26 protein-coding genes are annotated in these 26872 nt (G+C 68.2%); 12 read left to right on the top strand and 14 right to left on the bottom strand.

What is annotated here, in order from left to right:
- Positions 1-168: 168 nt before the first annotated feature.
- The 5 genes from AC5IG3_RS01890 to AC5IG3_RS01870 all read right to left on the bottom strand — a co-directional run bounded on the left by AC5IG3_RS01890 (position 169) and on the right by AC5IG3_RS01870 (position 4295).
- Complete coding sequence (locus AC5IG3_RS01890) at positions 169-1218, bottom strand: AfsR/SARP family transcriptional regulator (RefSeq protein WP_491904584.1); 1050 nt, start codon at positions 1216-1218, stop codon at positions 169-171.
- Positions 1219-1380: 162 nt separating this feature from the next.
- Complete coding sequence (locus tag AC5IG3_RS01885) at positions 1381-2697, bottom strand: sensor histidine kinase (RefSeq protein WP_491904583.1); 1317 nt, start codon at positions 2695-2697, stop codon at positions 1381-1383.
- A complete protein-coding gene (locus AC5IG3_RS01880; protein WP_491904582.1) occupies positions 2697-3350 on the bottom strand; it encodes a response regulator transcription factor in 654 nt (217 codons plus the stop codon). The genes AC5IG3_RS01885 and AC5IG3_RS01880 overlap by 1 nt, the downstream gene beginning before the upstream one ends.
- A gap of 43 nt (positions 3351-3393) precedes the next feature.
- Positions 3394-3999, bottom strand: coding sequence for a cytochrome b/b6 domain-containing protein (locus tag AC5IG3_RS01875; RefSeq protein ID WP_491904581.1), 606 nt, complete (start codon positions 3997-3999; stop codon positions 3394-3396).
- Between the two features lie 35 nt (positions 4000-4034).
- Positions 4035-4295 (bottom strand): PepSY domain-containing protein, encoded by a 261-nt coding sequence (locus AC5IG3_RS01870; protein ID WP_491904580.1) that lies wholly within the window; start codon positions 4293-4295, stop codon positions 4035-4037.
- Positions 4296-4497: 202 nt separating this feature from the next.
- Here AC5IG3_RS01870 and AC5IG3_RS01865 point away from each other — a divergent pair, with 202 nt between their 5' ends.
- The 3 genes from AC5IG3_RS01865 to AC5IG3_RS01855 all read left to right on the top strand — a co-directional run bounded on the left by AC5IG3_RS01865 (position 4498) and on the right by AC5IG3_RS01855 (position 7224).
- Entirely contained in the window at positions 4498-5220 is a 723-nt protein-coding gene (locus AC5IG3_RS01865; RefSeq protein WP_491904578.1) for a GNAT family N-acetyltransferase, read from the top strand.
- A gap of 164 nt (positions 5221-5384) precedes the next feature.
- Positions 5385-6206: a DUF2726 domain-containing protein gene (locus tag AC5IG3_RS01860; RefSeq protein ID WP_491904577.1), complete on the top strand. Its 822-nt coding sequence runs from the start codon at positions 5385-5387 to the stop codon at positions 6204-6206.
- A gap of 4 nt (positions 6207-6210) precedes the next feature.
- Positions 6211-7224 carry a serine/threonine protein kinase gene (locus tag AC5IG3_RS01855; protein ID WP_491904576.1) on the top strand — a complete coding sequence of 338 codons (1014 nt, stop codon included), beginning with the start codon at positions 6211-6213 and terminating at the stop codon, positions 7222-7224.
- 12 nt (positions 7225-7236) lie between these two features.
- On the opposite strand, the gene AC5IG3_RS01850 is transcribed toward AC5IG3_RS01855, so the two are convergent.
- Positions 7237-7929 (bottom strand): FMN-binding negative transcriptional regulator, encoded by a 693-nt coding sequence (locus tag AC5IG3_RS01850; protein ID WP_491904575.1) that lies wholly within the window; start codon positions 7927-7929, stop codon positions 7237-7239.
- 61 nt (positions 7930-7990) lie between these two features.
- On the opposite strand from AC5IG3_RS01850, the gene AC5IG3_RS01845 reads away from it, so the two are divergent.
- A complete protein-coding gene (locus AC5IG3_RS01845; protein WP_491904574.1) occupies positions 7991-10930 on the top strand; it encodes a DUF748 domain-containing protein in 2940 nt (979 codons plus the stop codon).
- Positions 10931-10953: 23 nt separating this feature from the next.
- On the opposite strand, the gene AC5IG3_RS01840 is transcribed toward AC5IG3_RS01845, so the two are convergent.
- From AC5IG3_RS01840 to htpG, 6 genes are all read right to left on the bottom strand, one after another.
- On the bottom strand, positions 10954-11469 hold the full coding sequence (locus AC5IG3_RS01840) for a copper uptake system-associated protein (RefSeq protein ID WP_491904573.1): 516 nt from the start codon (positions 11467-11469) through the stop codon (positions 10954-10956).
- 39 nt (positions 11470-11508) lie between these two features.
- A complete protein-coding gene (locus AC5IG3_RS01835) occupies positions 11509-12726 on the bottom strand; it encodes a hypothetical protein (RefSeq protein WP_491904572.1) in 1218 nt (405 codons plus the stop codon).
- Entirely contained in the window at positions 12723-13898 is a 1176-nt protein-coding gene (locus AC5IG3_RS01830; protein ID WP_491904571.1) for an MbnH family di-heme enzyme, read from the bottom strand. The genes AC5IG3_RS01835 and AC5IG3_RS01830 overlap by 4 nt, the downstream gene beginning before the upstream one ends.
- A gap of 90 nt (positions 13899-13988) precedes the next feature.
- Positions 13989-15008: an MbnP family copper-binding protein gene (locus tag AC5IG3_RS01825; RefSeq protein WP_491904570.1), complete on the bottom strand. Its 1020-nt coding sequence runs from the start codon at positions 15006-15008 to the stop codon at positions 13989-13991.
- Between the two features lie 148 nt (positions 15009-15156).
- Positions 15157-15573 carry a DUF2946 domain-containing protein gene (locus AC5IG3_RS01820; RefSeq protein WP_491904569.1) on the bottom strand — a complete coding sequence of 139 codons (417 nt, stop codon included), beginning with the start codon at positions 15571-15573 and terminating at the stop codon, positions 15157-15159.
- A 76-nt stretch (positions 15574-15649) separates the two neighbouring features.
- A complete protein-coding gene (htpG, locus tag AC5IG3_RS01815) occupies positions 15650-17554 on the bottom strand; it encodes a molecular chaperone HtpG (RefSeq protein ID WP_491904568.1) in 1905 nt (634 codons plus the stop codon).
- A gap of 234 nt (positions 17555-17788) precedes the next feature.
- Here htpG and pilB point away from each other — a divergent pair, with 234 nt between their 5' ends.
- The 6 genes from pilB (at position 17789) to AC5IG3_RS01785 (ending at position 23402) form a co-directional block, all read left to right on the top strand.
- Positions 17789-19516: a type IV-A pilus assembly ATPase PilB gene (gene pilB, locus AC5IG3_RS01810; RefSeq protein WP_491904567.1), complete on the top strand. Its 1728-nt coding sequence runs from the start codon at positions 17789-17791 to the stop codon at positions 19514-19516.
- A gap of 46 nt (positions 19517-19562) precedes the next feature.
- Positions 19563-20798, top strand: a complete 1236-nt coding sequence (locus AC5IG3_RS01805) for a type II secretion system F family protein (RefSeq protein WP_491904566.1) — start codon at positions 19563-19565, stop codon at positions 20796-20798.
- Positions 20798-21730 (top strand): prepilin peptidase, encoded by a 933-nt coding sequence (locus tag AC5IG3_RS01800; RefSeq protein WP_491904565.1) that lies wholly within the window; start codon positions 20798-20800, stop codon positions 21728-21730. Before AC5IG3_RS01805 ends, AC5IG3_RS01800 begins: the two co-directional genes overlap by 1 nt.
- 59 nt (positions 21731-21789) lie before the next feature.
- Positions 21790-22335, top strand: coding sequence for a dephospho-CoA kinase (gene coaE, locus AC5IG3_RS01795; RefSeq protein ID WP_491905030.1), 546 nt, complete (start codon positions 21790-21792; stop codon positions 22333-22335).
- 66 nt (positions 22336-22401) lie between these two features.
- Positions 22402-23157, top strand: coding sequence for a cell division protein ZapD (gene zapD / locus AC5IG3_RS01790; RefSeq protein WP_491904564.1), 756 nt, complete (start codon positions 22402-22404; stop codon positions 23155-23157).
- A 23-nt stretch (positions 23158-23180) separates the two neighbouring features.
- A complete protein-coding gene (locus AC5IG3_RS01785; protein ID WP_491904563.1) occupies positions 23181-23402 on the top strand; it encodes a DNA gyrase inhibitor YacG in 222 nt (73 codons plus the stop codon).
- On the opposite strand, the gene AC5IG3_RS01780 is transcribed toward AC5IG3_RS01785, so the two are convergent.
- Together AC5IG3_RS01780 and AC5IG3_RS01775 are read right to left on the bottom strand one after the other, a co-directional pair.
- The gene (locus AC5IG3_RS01780) at positions 23403-23864 is read right to left on the bottom strand and encodes an NUDIX domain-containing protein (protein WP_491904562.1); all 462 of its coding nucleotides are present in this window, start codon (positions 23862-23864) and stop codon (positions 23403-23405) included.
- A gap of 16 nt (positions 23865-23880) precedes the next feature.
- Positions 23881-24798 carry an ATP-binding protein gene (locus tag AC5IG3_RS01775; RefSeq protein ID WP_491904561.1) on the bottom strand — a complete coding sequence of 306 codons (918 nt, stop codon included), beginning with the start codon at positions 24796-24798 and terminating at the stop codon, positions 23881-23883.
- A gap of 315 nt (positions 24799-25113) precedes the next feature.
- On the opposite strand from AC5IG3_RS01775, the gene AC5IG3_RS01770 reads away from it, so the two are divergent.
- Both AC5IG3_RS01770 and AC5IG3_RS01765 read left to right on the top strand, forming a co-directional pair.
- Positions 25114-25251, top strand: coding sequence for a hypothetical protein (locus AC5IG3_RS01770; protein ID WP_491904560.1), 138 nt, complete (start codon positions 25114-25116; stop codon positions 25249-25251).
- 27 nt (positions 25252-25278) lie between these two features.
- The gene (locus AC5IG3_RS01765) at positions 25279-26865 is read left to right on the top strand and encodes a hypothetical protein (RefSeq protein ID WP_491904559.1); all 1587 of its coding nucleotides are present in this window, start codon (positions 25279-25281) and stop codon (positions 26863-26865) included.
- Positions 26866-26872 lie beyond the last annotated feature (7 nt).

Here is a 26872-nt window from a genome sequence, read left to right as displayed (position 1 = left end):
AGCTTTTGCACAGGCTTTCGACAGAATTGACTGTAGAAAGCCACCGTTAATAGACAGATACCGCGCCGATTACGTACAGACTTAGCGGTGTGGCGTGTGGCGGTTAAGCTCAGGCACGGCACAGGCCGCCGGAGCGCGCGGCCATCCAAGGCCCTCGTCAAAGCATGTTCAGAGCCCCTCGCGGCGCGTGATGCGGCGGTACAGCTCGGTGGTTTCGGCGCTGGGGTTGAGGCCGAGTTGCCGGCGCAGCGTCACCAGGCATTGGCGGTACTGGCGTTCGGCGAGTTGCGGCTGGCCGAGCAGGGCGTAGCAGCGCATCAGGCGGCGATGGGCCACTTCGTTGCATTCGTCCAGGCCCAGGTGGCGCAGGGTGATGCGCAGGCAGCCATGCAGGTCGCCCGAGGTTTCGCGCAGGGATGACAGGCGCTCCAGCACCTGGTTGAGCCGATCGCGCTGCGCCTGGGACTGCGCCATCAGCGCCGGCTCGTGCTCACTGTCGTCGACCAGGTCGGTGCGGTAGAGCGCAGCGGCGACCTCGTAATGCGCGATGGACTGGGCCGCATGGCCGGCAGCGTCCTCCTGCGCGCCGAGTACGGCGTGCAGCTGGAACTGCTCGATGTCAAGCCAGGTTTCACCCCGTGTGAGGATCTGGTAGCCCTCGTCGCTGTGGTGCAGCAGGTTAGGCTCGTGCAGCTGGCGGCGCACGCGGTGCAGGTTGACGTTCAGGTTGTTGCGTGCGGCCGCTGCATCGACCTCGGGCCAGAACAGGCTGCACAGGCGCGCCCGTGACAGCGGCCGGCGGCGGTTGAGCAGCAGAAACATCAGCAGCGCGCGGGCCTTGCCGCGCGGCAGGTCTTGCAACTGTTCACTGCCCACGCAGATCTGGAAGCCGTCGAGCATCTGCACGTTCAGCGACGCGACCGCAGTGGCCGTGGCGGTTGCTGCCACGGCGCGGGTGCTGGCATGCTCGGCCGCCTCACCCGGGGCCTTGCCAGGCGCAGCACCGGGGACGGTTGTCGAGGCAGCAGGTGCGCCAGCCGGCGGGCGGATCCGAGGGTCCGGGGCCGGCTCGGGTGGCGCTGCGTCATCCCACTGCGACAGCGTCGTGTCCCAGACACCCAGCAGCATGCGCGTGGCGGCAAGGATGTTGCCCAGATTCCCGGGTGGGGGAATGCTGGACAGGGGCACGTGAGCCCATTCAGGCTTGGAATTGGTCACCGGGGGCTCCCTGCAGTCGTCTGGCGGATGTCAGCTCGTGATTTTCATTTTTGCCGTTTTGGAGTTGTACGGGCCTTGCGAGCTGTCAATCGCCGGGAGCAGGGAAAGGCATGGGCTGCGCACAAAGTCGCAGCCTGAAACGCGTTCTGCGGCCAAGTTGCGCTAGAGCGTGGCGGACGCGGCAGGCGGCGGGCCGAGGCGCAGCTGCACGGTGCAGCCCTCGCCTTCATCGCGCAGGAGCAGGCCGCCGCCGTGGGCGCGGGCGACCAGATCGGCCAGCATCAGGCCCAGGCCGCTGAGGGCGGCGTAGTCCTGCGCGTCGATGGCTGTCTGCAGGCGCTGGCGCTCGTCAGGCGGAATGCCGGAGCCGTTGTCGCGCACGGCCACCCACATGTCACGCCCCTGCGGGCGTGCCGTGACGGTGACGCGGCTGGCGCCGTGGCGCTGGGCGTTGTCGAGCAGGTTGAGCAGGGCGGCGGCCAGCAGGTCGGGGTCGGCGTGCAGGACGAGGTGTTGCGGTGCCTGGATGTCGAGCCCGTCGAACGGCAGGTAGGCCAGCAGCGCGTCGAGCTGGACCGGCTCCCAGTGCGGCTCGGAGCCGGTGCGGAACAGCGTCAGCAAGGCGTTGACGACGCGGCGCAGCCGGCCGACCGCCTCGCGCGAGCGCAGCAGCCGTGGCTGCAACTCGGGCGGGCATTCGCGCAGCGCCACGGCCAGCTGGGTGTCCATGCCCGCCAGCGGCGTGCGCAGCGCGTGGGCGGCGTGGGCGGTGAAGGCGCGCTCGCTCGCCACGCGCTGGGCCAGGCGCTGGCCGAGGTCGGTGATGGCGTGCTGCATGGGCGCCAGTTCGGTGCGGGTGGCCGGTGGCAGCACGGCGTCCGGGCGCAAGGGGTCGAAGGTGCGGACGCTCTCGGAGAGTTCATCGAGCGGCTGCAATTCACGCCGGACCCAGATGCGCATCCACAGCGCGCAGGCCAGGCCGACCAGCATGGCCGAACCGATCACCACCACGGAGGCTTCGATGCGGGCTTCCCGGCGTTCGGCGCCTTCCTGCGCGACGTAGAGCATCAGCTTGGGGGCATCAGGCGCGGGCGGACTGAAGGTCATGCCAAAGATGCGCCATTGGTCGCCGACATCGGCAAAGCCGGCGGCCGGCACCGTCAGCAGCGCCTGGTCGGGCGCCCGGTGCGAGCGCAGCAGCACGGTCTGATGGGCGTCGACCAGCTGCCAGACCAGATGTTCCTTGTGGGAAGGCGCCGCCATGGCACCGGCCGGGCCTGCTTTCAGGGGCAGCGCGCCGGCATGCAGGTCCAGCAGGCCGTAGATGATCTCGGCCGACTCCTGCAACGTGTTGTCCATGAGCTCATCGACCTCATGACGCACCATCGACCAGACCACGGCGGTGACGGCCAGCCCCCAGACCAGCGACACCCGCAGCAGCTTATGCGACAGCCGCGCCCGGATCGACGGCAACGCCATCAGGTCGGCACCCGGTAGCCCAGGCCGCGCACGGTCTCGATCACGTCGTGGCCGAGCTTGCGGCGCAGGCGGCTGACGTGAACTTCCAGCACGTTGCTGACGTTCTCGGTCTGGAAGCCGCACACCAGCGCATCCAGATCGGACTTGGCGACGATGCGGCCGCTGCGCAGCAACAGGGCCTCCAGCACCGCCCATTCGCGGGCGGTCAGGTCGACCGCCTCGCCCGCCCGCCACACCGCTTTGGCGGCCAGATCAATCTCGACCGGGCCGAGTTGCCGGCGATGCTGGCTCGCGCCCGACAGGCGGCGCGCCAGGGCGCGCACGCGGGCGGCGAGTTCTTCGGGCTCGAAGGGCTTGACGATGTAGTCGTCCGCGCCCCGGTCGAGGCCGTGGATGCGGTCGCGGATCAGGTCGCGCGCGGTCAGCACGAAGATCGGCGTGGTGTTGCCGCGATGGCGCAGCGCAGCGATCCAGTCGAGGCCCGAGCCGTCCGGCAGGTTCCAGTCCACCAGCAGCGCGTCGTACGGCTCCTGGCCGAGCGCCTGCACCTGGCTCAGGCGCGTGAACCACTCGACCACATGGCCTTCGCAGCGCAGGAAGGCACTCAGGCCCTCGCCGAGGATGGCGTCATCTTCCAGCAGCAGGAGTCGCATCGTCAAAGGCCCTGGCAAATCATGATCAATATCTCACCACAGCTCAGTAGCGTTCCTTGACGCCGGTGACCATGGCGCGGATGAGCCTCACGCGCTCCAGCCGGCCCATGATGAGGGCCGCCGCTGCGTGCAGTCCCGCCAGAGCGATCAGGCCGGAGGCGAGCCACTCGTGCAACTCCTGCAACCATTCCTCGCCCCAGAAGGCGTCGGTGCCCTGCATGAAACCGGTGAGGCCCAGGCCAAGCACCGTGGCCATCAGCGCCAGCATCATGACGGCACCCAGCGGGTTGTGCCCAGCGTGAAACTCCACCCGGCCCGAGCGCATGACCTTCAGGTGATCCAGCAGCCGCTTCGGCGTGGGAAAGAAATCGCTGAAGCGGGCGTACCGGCTGCCCACGAAGCCCCAGACGATGCGCGCCGACACCAGCGCGCTGGCGGCGTAGCCCACCCATTGGTGCAGGTCTTCGCCGTCGTCGATCACGAAATAGTTGAGCAGCACGCAGCTCACCAGACTCCAGTGGAAGACACGGATGAAAAGATCCCAGACCCGAACGCGCAGGTGCGCTCCTGAGCGGGAGGCCACCGGACGAAGAATCCGGGCAAGCAGGCTTTGCGCCGGCACTGACTCGTTGATGGAACCTGGATTCATCGGGGGACTCCGCTCGCTGAGGTCTGGCGCGTCGATCAGGACTTCTGTTCGAGGATGGCGGCGTTGGACGGGTCGAAATAGATCTCGACCTTCTTGCCGGCCTTGTCGAAACCATAGATCTCGTAGCACTTGCCCTTGCTGACCTTGAACTGCTTGATCTGGTAGCCCTGGCCTTCGAGCTTGGTCTTGAAGTCGGCTTCCTTCATCCACTTGTCTTCCGGCACGGTGCAGGTCGGGCCGGCCACGGCAGCGGAAGCGAGCAGGGTCAGGGCGGCAGCAGCAAAAATCGTTTTCATGGGTAAGTCCTTGTCGATAGGTTTGAACGGGGAGCAGCCACATCAGCCGCCGTGTTGAATTTCACGCCAGTTCCCTGAAGGCGACCTGAAGTGAAACTTTCATCACGGAAATCAACATGAACCGCACCCCGATCTTAAATGGGTTTTTTTCCCATTAATAGCAAGCCAGCGCAAAACTAGGGTAAACACTTACCATGCAGGCATGAATGCAAAAAAGTCACCTGTCGCTGACCCGGTTGAGCATGGCGTCAGCGCCTCGGGAAAACCGGTCCCCAAGCGGGCCTGGTGGCGCTGGGTACCGATCCGGCGACTGGTGGAGCGGCACCGGGCGCGCCTGCTCGGGCACATCCTGAGCCTCAACGAGCGCGACCGCTACCTGCGCTTCGGCTACCCGGCCAGCGACGAGCGCATCCGCCACTACGTGCGCATGCTGGACTTCAGCCGCGACGAGGTCTTCGGCATCTTCAACCGCCGGCTGGAGCTGGTGGCGACCTCGCACCTGGCGCACATTCCGGTCGACGAGTTCGGCCCCACCGCCACCAGCACCACCAGCGCCGAGAACGTACGCATGGCGGAATTTGCAGTCTCGGTGCTGCCTCAGGCACGCGGGCGCGGCTACGGCGACCGGCTGTTCGTGCACGCAGTGCGGCACCTGCGCAACCTGGGACTGGACCGCCTGTTCATCCACGCCCTGAGCGAGAACACCGCCATGCTGCGCATCGCCCGCAAGGCCGGCGCCACCGTCACGCGCGAGGGCGGCGAATCCGAGGCCTGGCTGCAGCTGCCGCGCTACAGCCTGGGCTCCAAGCTCGAAGAGCTGATCGACGTGCAGGCGGCCGAGCTCAACTACGGCGTCAAGCGGCAAGCCCGGTTGATCCTGGTCGGCCTCAAGCGCCATGTCTGGACGCGCTGGCTGGGTGCCTGACGACCGCAGACGCAAAAACGGCAGGTGATCAGCCTGCCGTTTTCGTTTCCGCACCCCCTGCCTTGTGGTGCACGCGCCCTCAGCCCCGGGATACACAAGTGGCAACGGCAGCACCTACCATTACAGGCATGGGCTGAACTGTCAGCCACGACGAAAGACATGCCATGTTCAGTCCTGTTTGGATCATCTCCGGGGTCATCCTGCTTGCTTTGGTGGCCATCGCCATCGCATTGAAGGTGATGCGCCGCTCATCTGATGCGAAAAGCCAGACCGAAGCACTGCCCGAAGAGTGGCCGCTGGTGCAGCGTGCCATCTTCTCGCCGGAAGAACGGGCCCTCTACCGCCAGTTGCGCGCCGCACTGCCCAACCACATGGTGCTGGCCAAACTGCCGCTGGTGCGCTTCTGCCAGCCGCAGGACCGCGAGGAGTTGCGCTACTGGTTCGGCCTGCTCGGGCCGATCCACGTCAGCTTCGTGGTCTGTGCCGACAACGGCCGGGTGCTGGCCGCCATCGATCTGGAAAAACCGAATCGCCCGTCGTCCAAGCGCACCCTGGCCATCAAGCAGGCAGTGCTCGAATCCTGCCGTGTGCGCTACGTGAAGTGCCGCACCGACCAGCTGCCCAGCGCCGCTGAATTGCAGATGCTGGTGCCGCACCAGACCGACGGCGCGCGTCCGCAGGTGCCCAGCACGCTGGCCGACCGCCAGGAGCGCCGCTCGACGCTGGCGCACAGCCTGCGTGCCAACGACAACCAGACACAGTGGTTCGAGTCCGGCTTCTCGCACGACTCGTTCTTCGCCCCCGAAACCCAGCGCGACCCACTGGCCGACGAACCGGTCAGCAGCAAGCCGGGCGCCCCGCAGGCTCAGACCGCCGAAGCCGGCGCCGAGGCGGACCCCGCGCAACGCATTCCGCGCCCGATCCGCCGCCGCGAGGACTTCGGCCCCAGCGGCGACTCGGCCGGCCACATCATCGGCCGCGGCTGACCCGATGCCCCACACGAGCCAGCCCTATGCCGGGCTGACGCCCTACGCCGTGCTTGATGCGCTGGACGCCGCCGGCCTGCGCGGCGACGGCCGCATCCTGCAACTCAATTCCTACGAAAACCGCGTCTTCCAGATCCACCTGGAAGACGGCGCCGTGGTGGTGGCCAAGTTCTACCGCGCCGGGCGCTGGAGCGACGCGCAGATTCTGGAAGAGCACGCCTTCGCGCTCGAACTCGCCGCCGCCGAGGTGCCGGCCGTGGCGCCGCTGACGCTCAGCGTGGCTGCGCCGGATGTCACGCTGGCCGGCACCCCGCCCACGCTGGCGCACTGGCAAGGCTGGCGCTACGCCGTCAGCCCGCGCTGCGGCGGCCGGGCGCCGGAACTGGAAGACCCCGCCACGCTGGAATGGATCGGCCGCTTCCTGGCCCGGCTGCATGGGGTCGGCCAGCAGCGGCCTTTTGCGCACCGCGTCACGCTCGACAGCAGCGCTGCCGGCCGCGCCAGCGTGCAGTGGCTGCGCGAGAGCGGCCTGCTGCCGCCCGGCACCAGCGCCTGGCACAACGCGGCGCTGGCGGCGCTCGACGCGGTCGACCGCGCCTTCGAGCGCCACGGCCCGATGCAACTGCTGCGCCTGCACGGCGACTGCCACGCCGGCAACCTGCTGTGGACGCCCGCCGGCCCGCACTTCGTCGACCTGGACGACGCCGTCATGGGCCCGGCCGTGCAAGATCTGTGGATGCTGCTGGGCGGCGAACGCCACGAGATGCAGGCCCAGCTGGGCGCGCTGCTCGACGGCTACGAAACACTGCGCGAATTCGACCGCCGCGAGCTGGCGCTGATCGAGCCGCTGCGCACGCTGCGCCTGATTCACCACAGCGCCTGGATCGCCCGGCGCTGGGACGACCCGGCCTTCCCGATCGCCTTCCCGTCGTTCGAGAGCCCGTCCTACTGGGACCAGCAGGCCACCCAACTGCGCGAGCAGGTCGAGGCCATGGCGGGCGCACCGCTGGTGGCCTGAAGGCCCGGCCGGTCAGTCCGGGCGTGGCGTTGACGGCTCGCGCTGCGCCATCAGGTCGGCCAACGCCAGCGACGCCGCATCGCCCCGCGCCTGCAGCCCTGCCACCACGCCCAGCCGGTCGTCCAGCGGCCGGTTCTGGCTCAGCTTGAACTTGCCCACCAGTCGCGTCAGGCGGATCTCCACGCACACCAGCACGCGCATCAGGCCAGCGGTGTAGTCGGGCGGCGCGTCGTGGATCGACCACGGCTGCGGCTGGCTGGCCTCATGCGTGGCGGTCAGGCGCTGGAGCTGGTCGAGCAAGGCCCCATTGACCGCAGCAGGGTCGCCTGACGCCAGCCCCTCCAGCACACGCGCCTCGCCGTGCGCATGCACCACCGCGTAGTTCCAGGTCGGCACCACCTTGCCGTGCAAGGGCTTGCTGGCGTACCAGCCGGGGCTGATGTAGCCCTGCGGCCCGTGAAAGATCACCTGGCAGCCGGCTGATCTTCCAGGAGCCGCCAGCCCGCGCCAGACCGGATTGCCGCGCGGCAGGTGCGCCAGCAGGCGCGGGCCGGCGGGGTGATCGGCGTCCAGCAGGAAGGGCAGGTGGTTGACGTCCACACCCGCCTCCGGCGACGGGGTGATCCAGGTGCCCAGCGGGTAGGCGCGCATCAGCGCGTGCAGGGCCGCAGGGTCGGTTTCTTCGAAGTGGCTGGGCAGGTACATGGCGCGGGCAGCTTAGCATCGCGGCCCGTGCCATTCACCTTTGTCGATGGCCGAGCCGCCCATGCCTGATACCCCAACGCCCGATACCCTGACGCCATCCTCCCCCGCCACGACGGCCACCCCGCCCCGCCGCTGGCTGCGCCGTCTGGCCTGGAGCGTGGGCGGCGTGCTCGCGCTGCTGGCCGCACTCACCGCGCTGCTGACGGGGTGGCTGCCCGACTGGGTGCGCCCGCGCCTCGAAGTGGCGGCGCAAGACGTGCTCGGCACGCCCGTGAGCCTGGGGCCGATCACGCTGCAGCCCTGGGCGCTGGCGCTGCAGGTGGGCGGCGTGCGCATCGGCCCGGCCGAGGCGCCGCTGTTCAAGCTCGACGGTGTGCAGGTGCAACTGGCCAGCGAAACCCTGTGGCGACGCGCACCGGTGGTGCGCAGCCTGACGCTGCAGGCGCCGCAGGCGTGGGTGCAGCGCACGGCGTCGGGCGCGTTCAACTTCAGCCCCGTGCTGGCCCATGTGCGCGACTGGCGCGTCGCCCACCCGCCCAGCCCGGAGCCGACGCTGTTCGCGCTGCACAACATCCGGCTGAGCGACGGCCAGGTGCACTACCAGGACGACACGCTCGGCCAACGCCACGAGGTCACCGCGCTACAGCTCGGCGTGCCCTTCCTGTCCAACCTGCCCAGCGACGTGCAGACCGAGGTGCAGCCGCAGCTGAGCGCCGCACTCGACGGCAGCCAGATCGAACTCGGCGGCCACGCCAAACCCTTCGCGCCCGGCCAGCCCGCCGAGCTGACCCTGCACTGGCAAAAACTCGCGCTGCACGACTGGGCCGGCCTGCTCAAGGCGGTGCTGCCGCCGGACTGGCCGGTCGACCTTCAACGCGGCCTGCTGGACGCCGAGCTGAAACTGAGTTTCGAGCGGCCCATCACGGCAAACACCGCCACGGCAGCACCTGAGACGCCCCGGCTGCAGGTGCAGGGCGACCTCACCCTGTCGCAACTGCAACTCGCCCTGCCGGCCCAGCACGCCCGCGTCGCCTGGCAGCAACTCAAGCTCAGCGGGCTGGACCTGGCGCCGCTGCAGCAGCGTTACGCGCTGGCCGAGGTCGCGCTGCAGGGGCTGGACGCGGCTTACACGTTGACGCCGGCCCCAGCCGCAACGACGAGGGCAGTCCCGGCCGCAGCAACGGCACCCGCCGCCAGCGCATCCACCCCGCAATGGCAGATCGGCCGCCTGAGCTGCGCCGACTGCCAGTTGCAGCTGCGCGATGCCCGCACCAACGCCAGCACACCCACCGACATCACGTTGAAGCAGACGAATCTGTCGCTGGCGCCGCTCTCCAGCGACCTGAGCCAGCCGCTGCAGCTGCAGTTTGCGGCGGCGATGACGTCATCAGTGGGTGCCACGCAGCCCGCCAGGCCGGGCCAGATCGCGCTCAACGGCACGCTGCACCCGCAACCGCTGGCGCTGCAGGCCCACGTCAAGCTCGACGGCATCGACCTGCGCGTGGCCCAGCCCTACATGGCGCCGTACGTGAACCTGACGCTGATCGGCGGCGCGCTCGGCACCGACGGCCAGCTGACGCTGTCGCGCCGGGCCGCCCAGCCAGGTGCGGCGCCGCAGCTTGACCTGGACTACCAGGGCCGCCTGGCGGTGGCTGATCTGCGCACGCAGGACAGCGTCACGGGCGCGGATTTCGTGCAGTGGAAATCGCTCGGATTCCAGGATTTGAAGGTGGCGCTGCGCCGTGACAGCGAGGTCGACGCCGACCTGGGCCGCATCAGCCTCGACGGCCTGCAGGCGCGGCTGATCCTGCACCCGGACGCGCACCTGAACGTGGCCGACATCGTCAAGCCCAGCGCGCAGGCCGAGCCGAAATCGCTGACGACGCCGCAGTCTGCGACTTCGACATCCACGCCGGCGCGCGCCACGCCAGTGGCCGCCGCATCGAATGCGCCCAAGCTGCGCTGGCAGGAGGTGCGCATCGACCGCAGCTCGGTCTACTTCAGCGACTACTTCATCAAGCCCAACTACTCGGCGCGGCTGACGCAGTTGAAGGGCAGCCTCTCGGCACTCAGTTCCAGCGCGCCGCAGCCAGCGCAGGTCGAGATCGCCGGCGCATTGGATGACGGCGCGCCGCTGCGCATCGCCGGGCGCTTTCACCCGCTGGGCGCGCGGCTGTTCACCGACATCGAGGCCTCGGCGCGCGGCATCGCCCTCACGCGCCTGAGCACCTACGCCGAGCGCTACGCCGGCTACGCCATCGACCGGGGCTCGCTGTCGGTCAACCTGCGCTACAAGATCGACCAGGGCCAGCTGCAGGCCGAGAACCAGCTCTTCCTCGACCAGCTCACCTTCGGCAACGAAGTGGCCAGCGCCGACGCCACCCAACTGCCGGTGCGGCTGGCGGTGGCGCTGCTCAAGAACGGCCGGGGCGAGATCGACCTGCGCCTGCCGGTGGCGGGCACGCTCGACGACCCGCAGTTCTCGGTCGGCGGCATCGTCTGGAAGCTGGTGCTCAACCTCATCAACCGGGCCGTGACGGCGCCGTTTGCGCTGCTGATGGGCGGCGAGAGCGAGGAGCTGGCGCAGGTCGAGTTCGCCCCCGGCTCGGCCGAGTTGAGCCCCGCCGCCCGCGAGCGTCTCGACACCCTGGCCCAACGCCTGCAGGACCGCCCGGCGGTCAAGCTTGAAGCCACGGCCGAGGCCGATCCGGTCAGTGACGGCGCGGCGCTGCAACCGCCGGCGCCCCCGGCGACTGCAGCCTCCGGCACGGCAGCGCCCGCCTCAAAAGCCGCCGCCCCAACTCCCGCTGCCAGCGCTCCCGCCTTCGACCTGCCCGCCGCCCTGCGCACGCTGGCCGACCGGCGCGCCGACGCCGTCATGGCTTATCTGTCGGCCCGGCTGCCGGCCGAGCGTGTGCTGATCAACCGCTCAGTGGTGGCCGGCTCGGGCGCCGTGCAGGACCGCGGTCCCAGCCCGCGCGTGCAGTTCACGCTGCGCTGAGCGGCCACCTTGCTGCGGCCTCGTCAGTGGCCGTGGCCTGTGGCGGGGCCATGCGCCGCACCGGCCTGGATCTTGACCACGCCCTCGAAACTGGCCAGTTGCGCACGATCGGCCCCGCTCAGGCGCGCCTCGGCTTCGATCAGGGCGGTACTCAGCGCCTGAGCCTGCGTGGCGTTCAAGCCGGTGCCGACCAGTCCTTGCGGATCTTTCAGGGCGTCGCCGGCACAGAACGTCACTTCCCAGGCCTCGCCGGGCATGCGTTTTCTGAGCAGGGCACGACCACCGCGTTCGCCCTGAAACCAGCCGGCAATCGCCACGCCGCCCTGCACCACCACGGGGTCGACACGCAGCGGCGCATCGGGACGCTCCCAGGTGGCCTTGAGCACCCGGGTGATGGCGTGGGCATCGGCCGGATCGGTGGCCATCGAGCGCTGGGGCACATCGTCATGTGCGTGCGTGCCATGAGCATGAGCAGGGCTGATGTACGCCGCAGACAGGCCCAGGCTCAACAGCACCGCAGTCCATACGGACGGAGTCATCGTGTGTTTCTTCATCATGAATTCCAGGGTGAATAAATCTCAGAAAGAACCCGTCCACAGATCGGGGGTCAACCACTGCAGGCGCAGGCCCAGCCAATGCGACCGGGCGGCGGCCTGGCGCTCCTGGCCGGCCTCGAACGAGGCGCGCCAGCCCGCTTGGGGCGCCCAGACCGCGGCGGCGCTCAGGCGCTGCAGCGGCGCGTTGGGGGACAGCGCGGCGGCCTCGGCCACCTGGGCGGCGCCGGGGCCATCGAGGCGGTGGCGGGCCGCGAGCCGCTCGGCCCGCAGCGCCAGCGCCCACCGCCCGGAGGCCGACCAGACCAGATCGAGCCAGCCGCCTTGCGTGTGGCCGGTGTAGCGCGCATCGCCATCGCGGGCGTAGAGCGAACCGTCTTCGCGTTGGCCGAGCCAGGCGAGCTGGGCGGTCAGCGGCAGGTCATGCGGCGTCCATTGCGCGCTCAGGCCCAGCAGGCGGCTGCGCCCGTCAAAGCAGACCACGCCTTGCAGGCTGCTGCGGCAATCCGGCACGCTGTGGCTATGGCCGGCGCTGCTGCTGACGGCCACCGTGCCGCGCGCCTCCGGCGCCAGCCAGGCTGCCATCACGTCGGCCTGGAAGTCGCCCCAGCCCCCCCGAAGGCGCAGCACCGGCGCCGCAGGGCCGGCGGGGCCGCCCGGAAACTGGCGCGCCCGCCAGAGGCCCAGGTCAGCGTCCTGCAGGCCCGCGTTGACCGTACCGGCGGGCGCCTGCCAGCGCAGGTTCAGGCCGTCATCGATCCAGTCGTCGTTGAGCATGGAGCGCTTGGCCAGCGGCGGCAGCGCAAAGCGGTCGAAGTGACCCGCACCGGTGATGACCCGGCCCAGCGGCACCCGGTCGCGCCCGGCGCTGGCCCGCCAGATGCCACGCGCATCGGCGTGGCGGGCCTCCAGGCGGGCGGCCTCCAGATGCGTCGGGTCGCGGTCGTGCTGGCCCACCGCCAGATGGGCGCCCAGGACGGACGTCAGGCGCAGACCGGCCTCCAGCGTGGCGTGCTCCAGGTGCAGGCCACGGCGGTCGCTGGGCGTCTGGCCGCTGCCCAGCACGCCACGGTCGCGGGGCGCAGGCCAGATGTGCGGCGACTGCAGGGCCGACACCGCCACGGCAGCACCCAGCCGCAGACCGGGCATCGCCGGAATCGGATCGGCATTCAGGTCATGGGCCCAGCCGCTGGCATGGCTCAAGCCGAGCGCCAGCGCCCACAGCATCGAACGGGTCTTCATGGCGCGCTCCCCTGGGCAGTGGTCTTGAAGGGATCGGCAAAGCGCGAGTCGGTCAGCAGCGTCTCGTCGGTGAGGGTGCGCAGGAAGGCCACCAGATCGGCCTTGTCCTGGTCGGTCAGGCTGATGGCCGAGATCAGGTCGCTCTTGAACGGGTTGGCGCGACCATCGCCCGCGTGCGGACCGCCGCTGAGCAGGCGGCCCCCTGCCGCGTAGAAATCCAGCACCTCTTCCAGCGTGGCAATGCTGCCGTCATGCATGTACGGCGCGGTGACGGCGACATTGCGCAGACCCTGCGCGCGGAACTTGCCCATGTCGCTGGCCACGCCGCTGAGCTCGAACAGGCCGCGGTTGGGGAACGGGAAGCCACCCTGGCCGTCGATGTTGTAGAGGCCGGTGTTGTGGAAAGGCCGGTCCACCAGCCGCATGCCCAGGTGCAGGACCTGGTCGTTGAAGTTGAAGCTGCCGTGGCAGTGAAAGCACTCGGCCTTTTCGCTGTTGAACAGGTTCAGACCGCGCATTTCTGCCGCACTCAGCACCGCCTCGCCGCGCTGGGCCCGGTCGTAGCGGCTGTCGGCGCTGATGAGGGCACGCTGGAAGCTGGAAATCGCCTGCACGACCTGCCCCCAGGTGTACGGGGCTTGAGCGCCAGGATAGGCCGCAGCAAACAGGCGCGCGTAGGTGGCGTCGGCCGCCAGGCGGGCCAGCACCTCGGCCTGGTTCTGGTCGGTGATGCCCATCTCGACCGGATCGGTGCTGAACAACGGCACCAGCGCCTGGTCTTCCAGATTGATGAGCGAGAAGTTCGCCCAGGTCAGCGTGGCGTTGTAGGCCACGTTGACCAGCGATTGCGCGTTGCGCGGGTGCGCCTGCCCGGTCGAGCCGATGGAGACCGCCAGGCCGTCGGTGAAGGCCTTGTCCTGCCGATGGCAGCTGGCACAGGCCTGCTGGCCGTTGCCTGAGAGGCGCCGGTCGTAGAACAGGTGGCGGCCCAGCGCCACTTTCTCGGTGCTCATCGGGTTGTCGGCAGGCACCACGGGGGTCGGAAAACCCGCCGGCAAAGCCCAGGTCCAGGCCGTCGACCGGGCACTGCTGTCCGTGATGTCGGTGCTGCTGCCGCCACAGCCCGCCAGGCCCATCACCAACGATGCGGCCCAAAAAATGAAGTTTTTCATAGCCAGACCGGACCGGCGTGCGGTCCGCGAAAAACGCCGTCCGGCACCCTGGAGCGGACTCGACGGTGCCAGACGGCCAAAGCATCGACCTCAGTCGATGGCACGGAACACCGTGGTGCCGTTCTTGGCGTTGTCCAGGGCGGTGAACATCGCCGTGCACTGCGGATCGTTGGCCGCCGACATGCAACCTGCAGCCGTACCCGTCGTGTTCTGGGTGCCGTTGTTGCCATTGAACAGCGCCTGCAAGTCCAGCGCGATGCGCTTGCTGCCCGGCGTGAACGACGCGATCGTGATGTCGCGCGTGTTGGGCGCCGTGCAGGTGTAGCCCGCCGCCTCGGTGCCCGTGCAACCCGTGGCACCCAGGTGGTAGACGAAGGTGCTGGTATTGGCCACGCTGGTGGTCACGCCAGCGGTCGTGGCGGTAGCCTGGGTGCCATCCGCGTTGATGATTTGCACGCCACCGGTGTAGGTGCCCGCCGCGGTGGCGTTCTCCGGGCTGAACTCGATCTTCAGGTGCTTGCGGCCGCTCTGCCACGACCACGCCATGCCGGGCACGCTGCTGTCGATCGGCTTGGGCGTGCTCGCCACCGTGGGATTGGTGTGGTTGAGCGACTCGGGCACACCCAGCGTGAAGCTCACGCCGGTGTAGGTGCCGGCAGCCACCTTGCCGGAGAGCTTGGTGTTGGTGCCACCGCTGCCACTGCCGTTGACGCAGGTGCCATTCTCGAAGTCGAGCAGCGCCAGCGTATCGCCGGTCGAGGCATTGGCCTGCCATGCGCTCTCGTTGAGCGTCACCGGCACGGCGCTGCCGTCCGCCTTGAGCAGCTTGACGTTGGAGACATAGAAGCGCAGGTCGCTGAGCCGGGCCTTGACCGCAGCCCCGTTGCGGGTGGCCAGCGTATCGACGTTCACGGCGGCGCAGTCGCGGGTGTCGAGCACGGTAGCGCCCAGCGTGGCAGCGAAGTCGATCGACACGTCTTGCGTGGTCGCGACGGCCACAGCGGTGTCGCCGCCCCCGCCACAGGCCACCAGACTGGCAGCGGCCACGGCCATCAGGGGCGCGGTGAATGTGGAACGCGGGAAAAACCGGGAAATTTGTGGTGCAGACATGAAACATCCTGAGAAATCTTTGCCCATGGCAAAGCGCAACCCGACGGCGCAGAAATACCGCGCTCGGGTCAGGGAAAAGCTTTTGGAGGGGTGGCGAAGGGCACCCGACCGGGCGTCAAGCCCGGGAGGTGCCCTCCAGCAGGGCAAATCAGCCGCGCGGCGGGGCGCGGCTCTCAGGCAGCTGGTAGGCCGGTCGCCGCAGGATCTCGGCGGCGTAGGCCTTGAATCGGATCGACTCGACCGGGGGGGCGCACCAACCCAGGTTGAACGACATCGGCAGCGCGGTGGAGACCGGTGCGTCGTCGCAGAAATCGCAGGCCTTGAGGTGGTCCAGCGTCTGACTCAAGGACACCGCGTGCTGCAGCGTCTTGAACTCGTCCGGGCCGACCTGGCCTGCGGCCACACACCAGTCACCGGCCATGGCCAGCGCCAGCGTCTGCTGGCGCTGGCCCAAGCTGGGGTCCTGCAGGCGCAAGGCGTGTGAAACGGTGGGCGCAAGAACGTTGAACAAGATCAGCAGGATGCCGACCTTGTTCAGGAGTTTTTGCAGGGATTTGCGCCACATAGACGCATTGTGCCTTGTGTTGCCTTGCCGAACCTTGCACAAGGCAACACATGTTTACAGGCCTGCGAGCCCAGGATCAGCCCAGGATCAGCGCCTGAATGCGCTTGACGTGCGCAGCCGGATCTTCCAGCTGGCCGCCTTCGGCGAGCAGCGCGTTGTCGAACAGCACCTGCGCCAGGTCGCCGAACTGCGCCGCGCCTTCAGGCAGCGCCGCCAGCTTCTGCACCAGCGCGTGGTCGGCGTTGACTTCGAGCACCGGCTGCGACGCGGGTGCGCTCTGGCCGGCCTGCTTGAGCAGGCGCGCCAGGTGGCCGCTCATGTCGCCCTCCTCGGTCACCAGGCAGGCGGGGGAGTCGACCAGGCGGGTGGTGACGCGCACGTCCTTGGCGCGGCCGGCGAGTGCGGCCTTGATGCGCTCCAGCGTCGGCTTGAAGCCTTCGGCGGCGGCTTCGGCCTGCTTCTTTTCTTCCTCGTCCTGCAGGCCACCCAGATCGACTGCGCCCTTGGCGACGCTCTGCAGGCTCTTGCCCTCGAACTCGTAGAGGTGGCTGAGCATCCACTCGTCGACGCGGTCGGTGAACAGCAGCACCTCGATGCCCTTCTTCTTGAAGATCTCCAGCTGCGGGCTGTTCTTGGCAGCTGCCAGGGTGTCGGCGGTGATGTAGTAAATCACCTCCTGGCCTTCCTTCATGCGCGCCACATAGTCGGCAAAGGACACGCCTTCATCGGCCTGCGTGGAGGCAAAGCGCAGCAGCTTGGCCAGGCGCTCCTGGTTGGCGTGGTCTTCGCCGACGCCTTCCTTGAGCACCGAGCCGAATTCCTTGTAAAAGGCGGCGTACTTGGCCTTTTCGCCCACGTCCTCGTTGTCGGCCAGGGTCTCCAGCATCGACAGCACGCGCTTGGTCGAGCCTTCGCGGATGGCCTTGACGTCGCGGCTTTCCTGCAGCAGTTCGCGGCTGACGTTGAGCGGCAGGTCCGCCGAGTCGATCACGCCCTTGACGAAGCGCAGGTAGGTGGGCATCAGCGCCTCGGCGTCGTCCATGATGAAGACGCGCTTGACGTAGAGCTTGACGCCGCCGCGCTTGTCGCGGTTCCACAGGTCCATCGGCGCCTTGGCCGGGATGTAGAGCAGCTGGGTGTATTCGCTGCGGCCCTCGACGCGGTTGTGGGTGTAGGCCAGCGGCGGGGTCTGGTCGTAGGTCAGGGTTTCGTAGAAGGTCTTGTACTCGGCGTCCGTCACCTCGCTCTTGCTGCGCGCCCACAGGGCGGCGGCCTTGTTGACGGCTTCCCAGTCGTCGGCGATGACGTTCTCGCCCTTCTCGGCGTCCCAGGTTTCCTTGCGCATCAGCACCGGCAGGGAGATGTGGTCGCTGTACTTGCTGATGACGCTCTTGAGCTTCCAGGTGCTGAGGAACTCGTCCTCGCCTTCGCGCAGGTGCAGGATGACGTCGGTGCCGCGGGTTTCGCGGTGGATGGTCTCGACCTCGAAGTCGCCCGTGCCCTCGCTGCTCCAGCGCACGCCCTCGTCGGCGGACACGCCGGCACGGCGCGATTCGACCGTGATGCGGTCGGCGACGATGTAGCCCGAGTAGAAGCCGACGCCGAACTGGCCGATCAGGTTGGCGTCCTTGGCCTGTTCGCCTTCGAGCTTGCCCATGAACTCCTTGGTGCCGCTCTTGGCGATGGTGCCGAGGTGGTCGATGGCTTCCTGGGCGGAGAGGCCGATGCCGTTGTCGCTGATGACGATGCGGCGCGCGGCCTTGTCGTAGCTGACGCGGACTTCCAGGTTCGGTGCATCCTCGAACAGCGCGGTGTTGTTGAGCGCCTCGAAGCGCAGCTTGTCGCAGGCGTCCGACGCGTTGGAGATCAACTCGCGCAGGAAGATTTCCTTGTTGGAGTACAGCGAATGCGTCACAAGATGCAACAGCTGCTTGACCTCGGCCTGGAAGGAAAGGGTTTGCTTCTGGAGGGGCTGGCTCATGAGGAGGACTTTCTGTAGATGACGGGGTGGCCGGCGACCGCGTTGACTGTCAACGCTGTCATGGGCTTGCCGGCGCCACTTGGGGGTCGGCGGGCCGAGTTCAAGGGCGGCTCAAAGGCTGAGGGCGGGTGCGACGGATCGACCGCCCTGGCACCGCAACCCTGCGATTTACTGTGCCAGACAGATCACGGATCATCGGACAATCATTCTCTTCAAGATTCAACCCTCGCCACCGTGGCTGCCGAATCCTCCCTGACCGAACTTCCTCAGAACACCCTCTCGGGCATTGCGCGGGTGTTGGTGCACGCCGGCAAGCTCAGCGCCCGCACCGCCGAGGATCTGGTGCGCACCGCGCGCGACCAGCGCCGCAGCTTCGTGGCGGCCGTGGTGGGTGCCATGGTGATCAGCCCGGCCGAGCTGGCGCACACGCTGTCGCACGCGCTGGCGGTACCGCTGGTGGATCTGGACGCGATCGACATCACCAAGCTGCCGCAGAACCTGGTGGACGCGCGCACGCTGTCGCACTACCAGGTGCTGGTGCTGGGCCGGCGCGGCAACCGCATCTTCATCGGTGGGGCCGACCCGACCGACCAGGAGGCGGTCGACCGCATCAAGTTCGCCACCCAGCTGACGCCGGAATGGGTGCTGGTGGAGTACGACAAGCTCGCCAAGATCGTCGACGCCAAGACCACCTCGGCCAGCGAGGCGCTGGAGTCGATCGTCGCCGGTGACTTCGAGTTCGACGTCGAGGAACAGGACATCGGCGCGCGGCCCGATGAAGAGGTCACCGCCGACGTCGAGGACGCGCCCGTGGTGCGCTTCCTGCAGAAGATGCTGATCGACGCCATCAACATGCGCGCGTCCGACCTGCACTTCGAGCCCTACGAGCAGATCTACCGCGTGCGCTTCCGCATCGACGGCGAGCTGCGCGAGATCACGCAGCCGCCAGTGGCGATCAAGGACAAGCTGGCCTCGCGCATCAAGGTCATCAGCCGGCTCGACATTGCCGAGAAGCGCGTGCCGCAGGACGGCCGCATGAAGCTCAAGTTCGGCAGCCGCGCGATCGACTTCCGCATCAGCACGCTGCCCACGCTGTTCGGCGAGAAGATCGTGATCCGGATTCTCGACCCGTCGTCGGCCAAGCTCGGCGTCGAGGCGCTGGGCTACGAGCGCGAGGAGAAGGAGCGCCTGCTGAGCGCCATCCGCCGCCCCTACGGCATGATTCTGGTCACGGGCCCCACGGGCTCGGGCAAGACGGTGTCGCTCTACACCTGCCTGAACATCCTGAACCAGCCGGGCGTCAACATCTCCACGGTGGAAGACCCGGCCGAAATCAACCTGCCGGGCATCAACCAGGTCAACGTCAACGACAAGGCCGGGATGAACTTCGCCACCGCGCTGAAGGCCTTCCTGCGCCAGGATCCGGACGTGATCATGGTCGGCGAGATCCGCGACCTGGAGACCGCCGACATCGCCATCAAGGCGGCGCAGACCGGCCACCTGGTGCTGTCGACGCTGCACACCAACGACGCGCCGACCACGCTGACGCGGCTGCTCAACATGGGCGTGGCGCCGTTCAACATCGCGTCGAGCATCATCCTGATCAGCGCCCAGCGGCTGGCGCGGCGGCTGTGCGAGAACTGCAAGACCCGCGCCGATTACCCGCGCGAGGCGTTGCTGCGCGCGGGCTTCGCGCCCGAGGAACTCGACGGCTCCTGGACGCCTTACCGCGCCGTGGGCTGCTCGGCGTGCAACAACGGCTACCGCGGCCGGGTCGGCATCTACCAGGTCATGCCGATCACCGACACGATCCAGCGGCTGATCCTGGCCGAGGGCACCGTGATGGACATCGCCGAGCAGGCCGCCCGCGACGGCGTGCGCGACCTGCGCCTGTCGGGCCTGGCCAAGGTGCGCAACGGCGCGACCACGCTTGAGGAAGTGATTTCAGTGACCAACCGCTGAGCCGCACTGCGGCCGGCACGGCATCCAACCAGCTTCAGGGGGCGCAATGGCCACATCATCAGCGGCAGCCGCAGCGGCGGCAAAGAAGATCAAGGACTTCGTCTTCGAATGGGAAGGCAAGGACCGCAACGGCAAGGCGGTGCGCGGCGAGATGCGCGCCGGCGGCGAGGCCATGGTCAGCGCCAGCCTGCGCCGCCAGGGCATCCTGGTCACCAAGGTCAAGAAGCGCCGGCTCTCGGGCGGCAAGTCGATCAAGACCAAGGACATCGCCATCTTCACGCGCCAATTGGCGACCATGCTGAAGGCGGGCGTGCCGCTGCTGCAGTCCTTCGACATCGTCTCGCGCGGCAGCCCCAACCCGCGCCTGACGCGCATGCTCAACGACATCCGCGGCGACGTCGAGACCGGCACCAGCCTGTCGGGCGCGTTCCGCAAGCACCCGCAGCAGTTCGACGCGCTCTACTGCAACCTGATCGAGGCCGGCGAAGCCGCCGGCATTCTGGAGACGCTGCTGGAGCGCCTGGCCGTCTACCAGGAGAAGACGCTGGAGCTGCAGAGCAAGATCCGCTCGGCGCTGATCTACCCGGTGGCCGTGCTGGTGGTGGCCTTCGTGGTGGTGGCGGTGATCATGATCTTCGTGATCCCGTCGTTCAAGGAGATCTTCACCTCGTTCGGCGCCGACCTGCCGCTGCCCACGCTGGTGGTGATCTCGATGTCGGAGTTCTTCGTCGACTACTGGTGGGCCATCTTCGGCGGACTGGGCTTCGGCATCTACATGTTCCTGGAGAGCTGGAAGCGCTCGCCGCGCATGCAGGTCGCCATGGACCGGCTGATGCTCAAGGTGCCGATCTTCGGCCCGCTGGTGCACAAGGCGGCGGTGGCGCGCTGGTCGCGCACGCTGTCGACCATGTTCGCCGCCGGCGTGCCGCTGGTGGAGGCGCTCGACTCGGTCGGCGGCGCCGCCGGCAACGCGGTGTTCGCGCAGGCCACCGAGCAGATCCAGCGCGACGTGTCGACCGGCTCGGCGCTGACCTCGTCGATGCAGTCCACCAACATCTTCCCCAACATGGTGCTGCAGATGAGCGCCATCGGCGAGGAATCCGGCTCGCTCGACGGCATGCTCAGCAAGGTGGCCGACTTCTATGAACAGGAGGTCGACGACGCCGTCAAGGGCCTGTCGACGCTGATGGAGCCGATCATCATCGTGATCCTGGGCACCATCATCGGCGGCATCGTCGTGGCGATGTACCTGCCCATCTTCAAGCTCGGCCAGGTGGTCTGATGACGGACATCGACTTCCTGCTGTCCCCGCCCGCACTGGCCCTGCTGGGCCTGTGCATCGGCAGCTTCCTGAACGTGGTGATCCACCGCCTGCCCATCATGATGGAGCGCCAGTGGCTGGCCGACGTGCAGGGCCTGCTGCAGGAGCGCACGACGCTGCAGCGCGCCCTGGGCGACGGGCTCACGCGCGACACCGACAAACTGCTGCAGCGCGCCGGCACGGCGCTCCACACCGCGCTGGAACAGCTGCCCGCGCTGGGCCTGTCCCAACCCGCCTCGCGCTGCCCGTCCTGCGGCACGGCCATCGCCTGGTACCAGAACCTGCCGCTGGTGAGCTGGCTGGTGCTGCGCGGGCGCTGCGCGGCGTGCCAGGCACCCATCTCGCGGCGCTACCCGCTGGTCGAGCTGGCCACGGCCACGCTGTTCGGCGTGATCGCCTGGGTGTTCGGCCCGACCGCGCAGACGCTGGTCTACTGCGCCGCCGCCGCGCTGCTGATCGCCATGGCGCTGATCGACCTCGACACCACCTACCTGCCCGACAGCCTGACCTACAGCCTGCTCGGCCTGGGCCTGTTCGCCGCGTGGATGGGCTGGACGAAGGTGGGGCTGGAATCGGCCGCGCTCGGCGTGCTGTGGGGCTATTTCGCGCTCTGGGCGATTGCCACGCTCTACAAGCTGGTGCGCGGCGTGATCGGCATGGCCGAGGGCGACTTCAAGCTGCTGGCCGCACTCGGCGCGCTGCTGGGCGTGCAGAACCTGCTGCCGGTGATGATGCTGGCGTCGGTGGTGGGCGCGGCCATCGGCCTCTTCATGGTGCTGGGGCGCGGCCACCAACGCGAGGTGCCGATCCCCTTCGGCCCCTACCTGACCGGTGGCGGACTGGCCGCGATGTTCTACGGCGCGCAGTTGCAGGCGCTGTGGCTGCCAGCGTGACCACGCTGCGCATCGGCCTGACCGGCGGCATCGGCAGTGGCAAGAGCACGGTGGCGGCGATGCTGCAGGCGCTGGGCGCGGCGGTGATCGACACCGACGCCCTCGCCCACCAGCTCACCGCCCCCGGCGGCGCGGCCATCGCGCCGATTGCTGCACGCTTCGGGCCGGCCGCCATCACCGCTGACGGCGCCCTCGACCGCGCCCACATGCGCGGCCTGGTGTTTGCCGATCCGGCGGCCAAGCAGGCGCTCGAAGCCATCCTGCATCCGATGATCAGCGCCACCACCGCCGCGCAGGCCGCCGCCGTGCCGCCCGGCCAGGTGGTGGTGTTCGACGTGCCGCTGCTGGTGGAATCGGGCCGCTGGCGCGACAAGGTCGACCGCATCCTGGTGGTCGACTGCAGCGCCGCCACGCAGATCGAGCGCGTCATGGCGCGCAACGGCTGGCCGCGCGAGCAGGTCGAGCGCGTGATCGCCCTCCAGGCCAGCCGCGAGCAGCGCTGCGCGGTGGCCGATGCGGTGATCCTCAACGACGGCCTGAGCCTCGACGCGCTGCAGGCCCGCGTGGCCGAGGTCTGGCAGCGCTGGACCGCCAGGCCGGCGTAGAACACCCGCTGTGAAACAATCTCGCGCCGCTGCGCTGACAGCGCCGCACTGGCTGGAGAACGCGCCTTGATCGTCTACGAATTCCCGTTCAACGAAAGCATGCGCACGCTGTTGCGGCTGGAGCACCTGCTCGGGCGGCTGGGCGAATTGCTGGTGCGGGAGTCGGCCATCGACCACCACTACGCGCTGGCCACGCTGTTCGAGGTGATGGACGTGGCCTCGCGCGCCGACCTCAAGAGCGACCTGCTGCAGGAACTCGACCGCCAGCGCCAGCAGCTGACCGGCTACCGCGGCAACCCCGCCATCTCGGAAGCCACGCTGGAGGCGGTGATCGCCCGCGTCGACGTCGCCCACCTGGCGCTGCTGCAGCTGCCCGGCAAGGCCGGCCACGCGCTGACCGGCAACGAGTGGCTCATGAGCATCCGCAGCCGCATCAACATTCCCGGCGGCACCTGTGAATTCGACCTGCCGGCCTACTACGCCTGGCAGCACCTGAGCGCCGCGCGCCGCCGCGCCGATCTGCAGCAATGGGTCGGCACGCTGGCACCGCTGGCTGCGGCACTGCAATTGGCGATGGAGTTGCTGCGTGGCACCGGCCTCGGCCAGACCGTGGCCCTGCGCGCCGGCCAGTTCCAGCAGCGCCTGCCGCATGGGCGCGGCTACCAGCTGGCGCGTGTCAAGGTCGACGCCGCCAGCGGCCGGGTGCCCGAAATCAGCGGCAATCGCCTGCAGGTCACCATCCGCCTGATGCAACTCGACGCCGAAGGCCGGCTGCGCCCCCTGAACGAAGACGCCGAGCTGGACCTGACGCTCTGCGCCTGACCCCTGATCTTGATGCCTTGCCCATGAACACCACGCCGCCCACAACGCCGCCTTCACCGCCCACCGCCGCTTCGACGCTGCAGGTCGCCTGCCCCACCTGCCGCAAGAAAGCCACCTACACCGGCAACCCGTGGCGGCCGTTCTGCAGCGAGCGCTGCAAGCAGATCGACATGGGCGCCTGGGCGGCCGAGGACTACCGCGTGCAGGCGGCGCCGCCGCCGGAAGACCTGGACGAGCCGAACTGATCAGCCGGCGTGCGTCGGGCCCACATGGCCCCGCTCCGCCGCCAGCCACTCCAGCACCGGAACCGTGCCGGGCAGTACCGGCACCTCGGCCACCGGCAGCGTCTGCCAGGACATGGCCTGGCGCTCGCGCATCTCGAACTCGCCCGCCCAGCTGTAGACCTTGCAGAAATGCAGCCGTACGCGCGCGTGCGGATAGTCCATCACCAGCTCGCGCCAGCGGGTGATGCTGCCGGGCGCGGTGCCCAGGGTGATACCGATTTCCTCATGCAGTTCGCGGCGCAGCGCGTCTTCCACCGACTCGCCCGCCTCCAGTTTGCCGCCCGGAAACTCCCAGTAACCGGCGTAGACCTTGCCCTCGGGGCGCGAGGTCAGCAGGAAGCAGCCTTCGGCGCCCGCCGCATCGCGCTCGATCAGCACGCCCACGGCCACGTCGACCGGCGTGCGTTCAATCGCTTGATCCACTGCATTCGACATCGCCTCAGCCCCCGCGCACGTAGTTGGCGATCGGCGCCGTCGGTGTGGCCTGGCCGCCGCGGCCGGCGAAGTCGCGCGCAAACTGGTAGGCCACCCGGCCCGAGCGCGAGCCGCGCTCCAGCGCCCACACCAGCGACTCCTGGCGCGACGCGGCAATCGCCGCCTCATCGAGCCCGAAGTGGCGCAGCCACTGGCCGGCAATCGCCAGGTACTCGCGCTGGCTGAAGGGGTAGAAGCTGATCCACAGGCCGAAGCGCTCGGACAGCGAAATCTTCTCCTCGACCGCCTCGCCCGGGTGCAGCTCGCCGTCGTCGGTGTAGGTCGCGCCGAGGTTGTCCCTGGCCTGCTCGGGCAGCAGGTGGCGGCGGTTGCTAGTGGCGTAGATCAGCACGTTGTCGCTGGTCTGGGCAATGGTGCCGTCCAGAATCGACTTGAGCGCCTTGTAGCCCGGCTCGCCCTCGTCAAAACTCAGGTCGTCGCAGTAGACGATGAAACGCTCGGGCCGGCCGGAAACCAGATCCACCAAATCCGGCAGGTCGACCAGATCGGCCTTGTCGACCTCGATCAGCCGCAGCCCCTGGCCCGCCAGCTCGTTCAGGCACGCCTTGATGAGCGAACTCTTGCCCGTGCCCCGCGCGCCGGTCAGCAGCACGTTGTTGGCCGGCAGGCCGGCCACAAACTGCGCGGTGTTGCGCAGCAGGCGCTCCTTCTGCAGATCGACTTCCTTGAGCGCGTCCAGCTTCAGCGGCGCGACATGGCGCACCGGCTCCAGCGCGCCGCCTCCGCCACTACCCGCGCGCTTGCGGTAGCGAAAAGCCACCGAGGCGGTCCAGTCCGGCGCACTCAACGCATGAGGAAGAACCGCCTCCAGGCGGGCCAGCAGCGCCTCGGCGCGGGTGATCAGGGCAGTGAAATCAGTCATGGCGCGGCAGTGTACGGAGGTTACCCAAGTTCGAGACGCTGAGCCAGCAGGTGCAGCAGCACGGGGGCATCCCGCGCGGCGGGCAGATCATCGACGCCAGCATCGTGCAGGCGCCGGTCACTCAGGCCAACAAGGCTGAGCGCGAGGCGCTCAACAAGGCAAGGGCGAGACGCCCGAGGGCTGGTATGGCTGGTCTGCGTCTGCGAGGGCGGCGTGAGGGGCGTCGGATTCGGCCTTGGATGACACTGCGAGAACCTTCGTGACGTCGATCCGGCGAAGCGGACGATCAGATCGATGGTTTTAGGAAGTGCCCCCATGGGCTACGACGAAACGTTGCGACACTACGCCGACCAGAGGACCGCGCTGGATCTGGATGCTGGGGTGAAGGTGAACTGCAGCAGATTCGGGGATTTGCTGGCAAAAGGCGGTGAAGAGGTGGCCAGTAACGATTGAACAAGCGATGAAATGGGATGACCGGAAATGAAGCAACCTGTAATCAAATGGGCGGGCTTGGCCCTGGTGGCCGGACTCTCGGCGGCTTGCACCGCACCACGTCGCGAGCCGCCCGCGGTGGCGCCAACAGCGCAGGCCAGACAGGAAATCACCGCCGATTCGCCGCTGATCGATATCGACGTGGCACAGAGCCGCAGGCGTGACGGACAGCCTGCTGCGTTGCCGGGGCCGCCGCCATTTCGTGAAGAAGAAAAAATCGCGCAAGCGTGTCGGCCCGGTGTGTTGGCTGCCCTGCAGGGCGCACCCTGGCTGTCCAGCGACAACGTTGCCAAGTTCGACCGGATGATGGCCACTGGCCTCGACATGGCCCGCGCCCGCCATGCGTGGGACTTCCACATGCAGCGCTCGCTGGCGCAGCGCAGCGTAAGCGGCATGGACACCGGCGGGCCCAACTTCAGGCAAAAGCGCGCCCAGCCGGCGGGGGATGCCGCGACCGCGGACCGGCTCCCCCCTCGTCAGCGGCCCGGCACGACAACGCCCCCGTCCACCACGAACCCGAATCCGGCCCAGATCACCCAGGTGCTGGAGTACAACGCAGCCGTCCTGGCCGCACAGGACAAGGTGTTGAAGGAAAAGGAGCGGGCCTATGCCGCGAGCTTTGCAGACATCTACCAGGAGACTTTCGAGGCCTTTGCTGCCACATTCGAGAGCTCGCCGCGCTTGAAGACGGTGCTCCAGTTTGATCGGTTTCGCAGCCCCTACATGGAGGCGTGCGCGTTGAGAGGGCTGCCCGAACGCCCGACCCTGTTGCGCACACAGAACCTGGACGTTCGCTACCGTCAACTCGTGCTCACCGCCGTGGCCAATGACAAGGCCGGCTTGATCGCCAGCATGAAATCGGCCCGCGACGAGACTGCGCTGTCGCGCGCGCTAGCTGACTTGACGAGTTCGGAGTACGTGTCGTGGGCAGCGTTTCGCGACCCGGACGTCTCGACCGCCCTCCGGCAGCAAAGAGAGACCATCGCGGCGCTGGCGGCCGAGCGGGACGCACTGGAGAGGAGGCAGGCGGCCGAAGAATTGAATCGACAGACAGCAGCGCGCAGGGCGGCCTTTGAACGTAAGGCTGCGGGCAATGTGCCGCCGACCCACTCGGAGATCCTGTCGCTGCACGTGGGCACGTATGCCCAATTGCTCAGCGAGTACTACCGATCGGTCAGGCAGACCGGAGTGAACGAGGTGACGGTTTTCAATCCCGTGTTTGACATTCCCGTGAGCATCTACAAGATCGATCTGGGCCCCGTGGACTGCCGCCCCGAGGGCAACAAGCAGCGATGCAAGTACTCGGTGACGCTGAGGTCGAGCGGGTTGGTGGGCTTCGAGCGCAAAGAAATGGATGGCAATCGGCATGCGCTGTTCCGCTGGGAGACTGAGGGTTTGGCCGAAGACGGGTTGAAGACCGTCTATGCCGGACCGATTCAGGGCGTTCGGGCCAGGGAACTCAGGGCCGAGATCCAGGCGTCGGAAAAAAACGAGCAAGACCGCCTGCGTCGATCAAATTGCGAACAAGAGAACACGCAGCGCATGCTCCGCAGAGAATCGAGTCGACCGTGCTGATGATGCT

This window comes from Leptothrix sp. (in: b-proteobacteria) (assembly GCF_965250675.1).
Classification (GTDB): Bacteria; Pseudomonadota; Gammaproteobacteria; order Burkholderiales; family Burkholderiaceae_C; genus Sphaerotilus.
This window is presented reverse-complemented; position numbering and strand designations above follow the sequence as displayed.

Coding starts and splice junctions, on each gene's coding strand:
- AC5IG3_RS01885 (WP_491904583.1), bottom strand. CDS start 2,697: ATGGCGTTGCCGTCGATCCGGGCGCGGCTGTCGCATAAGCTGCTGCGG.
- AC5IG3_RS01880 (WP_491904582.1), bottom strand. CDS start 3,350: ATGCGACTCCTGCTGCTGGAAGATGACGCCATCCTCGGCGAGGGCCTG.
- AC5IG3_RS01875 (WP_491904581.1), bottom strand. CDS start 3,999: ATGAATCCAGGTTCCATCAACGAGTCAGTGCCGGCGCAAAGCCTGCTT.
- AC5IG3_RS01870 (WP_491904580.1), bottom strand. CDS start 4,295: ATGAAAACGATTTTTGCTGCTGCCGCCCTGACCCTGCTCGCTTCCGCT.
- AC5IG3_RS01865 (WP_491904578.1), top strand. CDS start 4,498: ATGAATGCAAAAAAGTCACCTGTCGCTGACCCGGTTGAGCATGGCGTC.
- AC5IG3_RS01860 (WP_491904577.1), top strand. CDS start 5,385: ATGTTCAGTCCTGTTTGGATCATCTCCGGGGTCATCCTGCTTGCTTTG.
- AC5IG3_RS01855 (WP_491904576.1), top strand. CDS start 6,211: ATGCCCCACACGAGCCAGCCCTATGCCGGGCTGACGCCCTACGCCGTG.
- AC5IG3_RS01850 (WP_491904575.1), bottom strand. CDS start 7,929: ATGTACCTGCCCAGCCACTTCGAAGAAACCGACCCTGCGGCCCTGCAC.
- AC5IG3_RS01845 (WP_491904574.1), top strand. CDS start 7,991: ATGCCTGATACCCCAACGCCCGATACCCTGACGCCATCCTCCCCCGCC.
- AC5IG3_RS01840 (WP_491904573.1), bottom strand. CDS start 11,469: ATGACTCCGTCCGTATGGACTGCGGTGCTGTTGAGCCTGGGCCTGTCT.
- AC5IG3_RS01835 (WP_491904572.1), bottom strand. CDS start 12,726: ATGAAGACCCGTTCGATGCTGTGGGCGCTGGCGCTCGGCTTGAGCCAT.
- AC5IG3_RS01830 (WP_491904571.1), bottom strand. CDS start 13,898: ATGAAAAACTTCATTTTTTGGGCCGCATCGTTGGTGATGGGCCTGGCG.
- AC5IG3_RS01825 (WP_491904570.1), bottom strand. CDS start 15,008: ATGTCTGCACCACAAATTTCCCGGTTTTTCCCGCGTTCCACATTCACC.
- AC5IG3_RS01820 (WP_491904569.1), bottom strand. CDS start 15,573: ATGTGGCGCAAATCCCTGCAAAAACTCCTGAACAAGGTCGGCATCCTG.
- htpG (WP_491904568.1), bottom strand. CDS start 17,554: ATGAGCCAGCCCCTCCAGAAGCAAACCCTTTCCTTCCAGGCCGAGGTC.
- AC5IG3_RS01805 (WP_491904566.1), top strand. CDS start 19,563: ATGGCCACATCATCAGCGGCAGCCGCAGCGGCGGCAAAGAAGATCAAG.
- AC5IG3_RS01800 (WP_491904565.1), top strand. CDS start 20,798: ATGACGGACATCGACTTCCTGCTGTCCCCGCCCGCACTGGCCCTGCTG.
- coaE (WP_491905030.1), top strand. CDS start 21,790: ATGCTGCAGGCGCTGGGCGCGGCGGTGATCGACACCGACGCCCTCGCC.
- AC5IG3_RS01785 (WP_491904563.1), top strand. CDS start 23,181: ATGAACACCACGCCGCCCACAACGCCGCCTTCACCGCCCACCGCCGCT.
- AC5IG3_RS01775 (WP_491904561.1), bottom strand. CDS start 24,798: ATGACTGATTTCACTGCCCTGATCACCCGCGCCGAGGCGCTGCTGGCC.
- AC5IG3_RS01770 (WP_491904560.1), top strand. CDS start 25,114: ATGGGCTACGACGAAACGTTGCGACACTACGCCGACCAGAGGACCGCG.
- AC5IG3_RS01765 (WP_491904559.1), top strand. CDS start 25,279: ATGAAGCAACCTGTAATCAAATGGGCGGGCTTGGCCCTGGTGGCCGGA.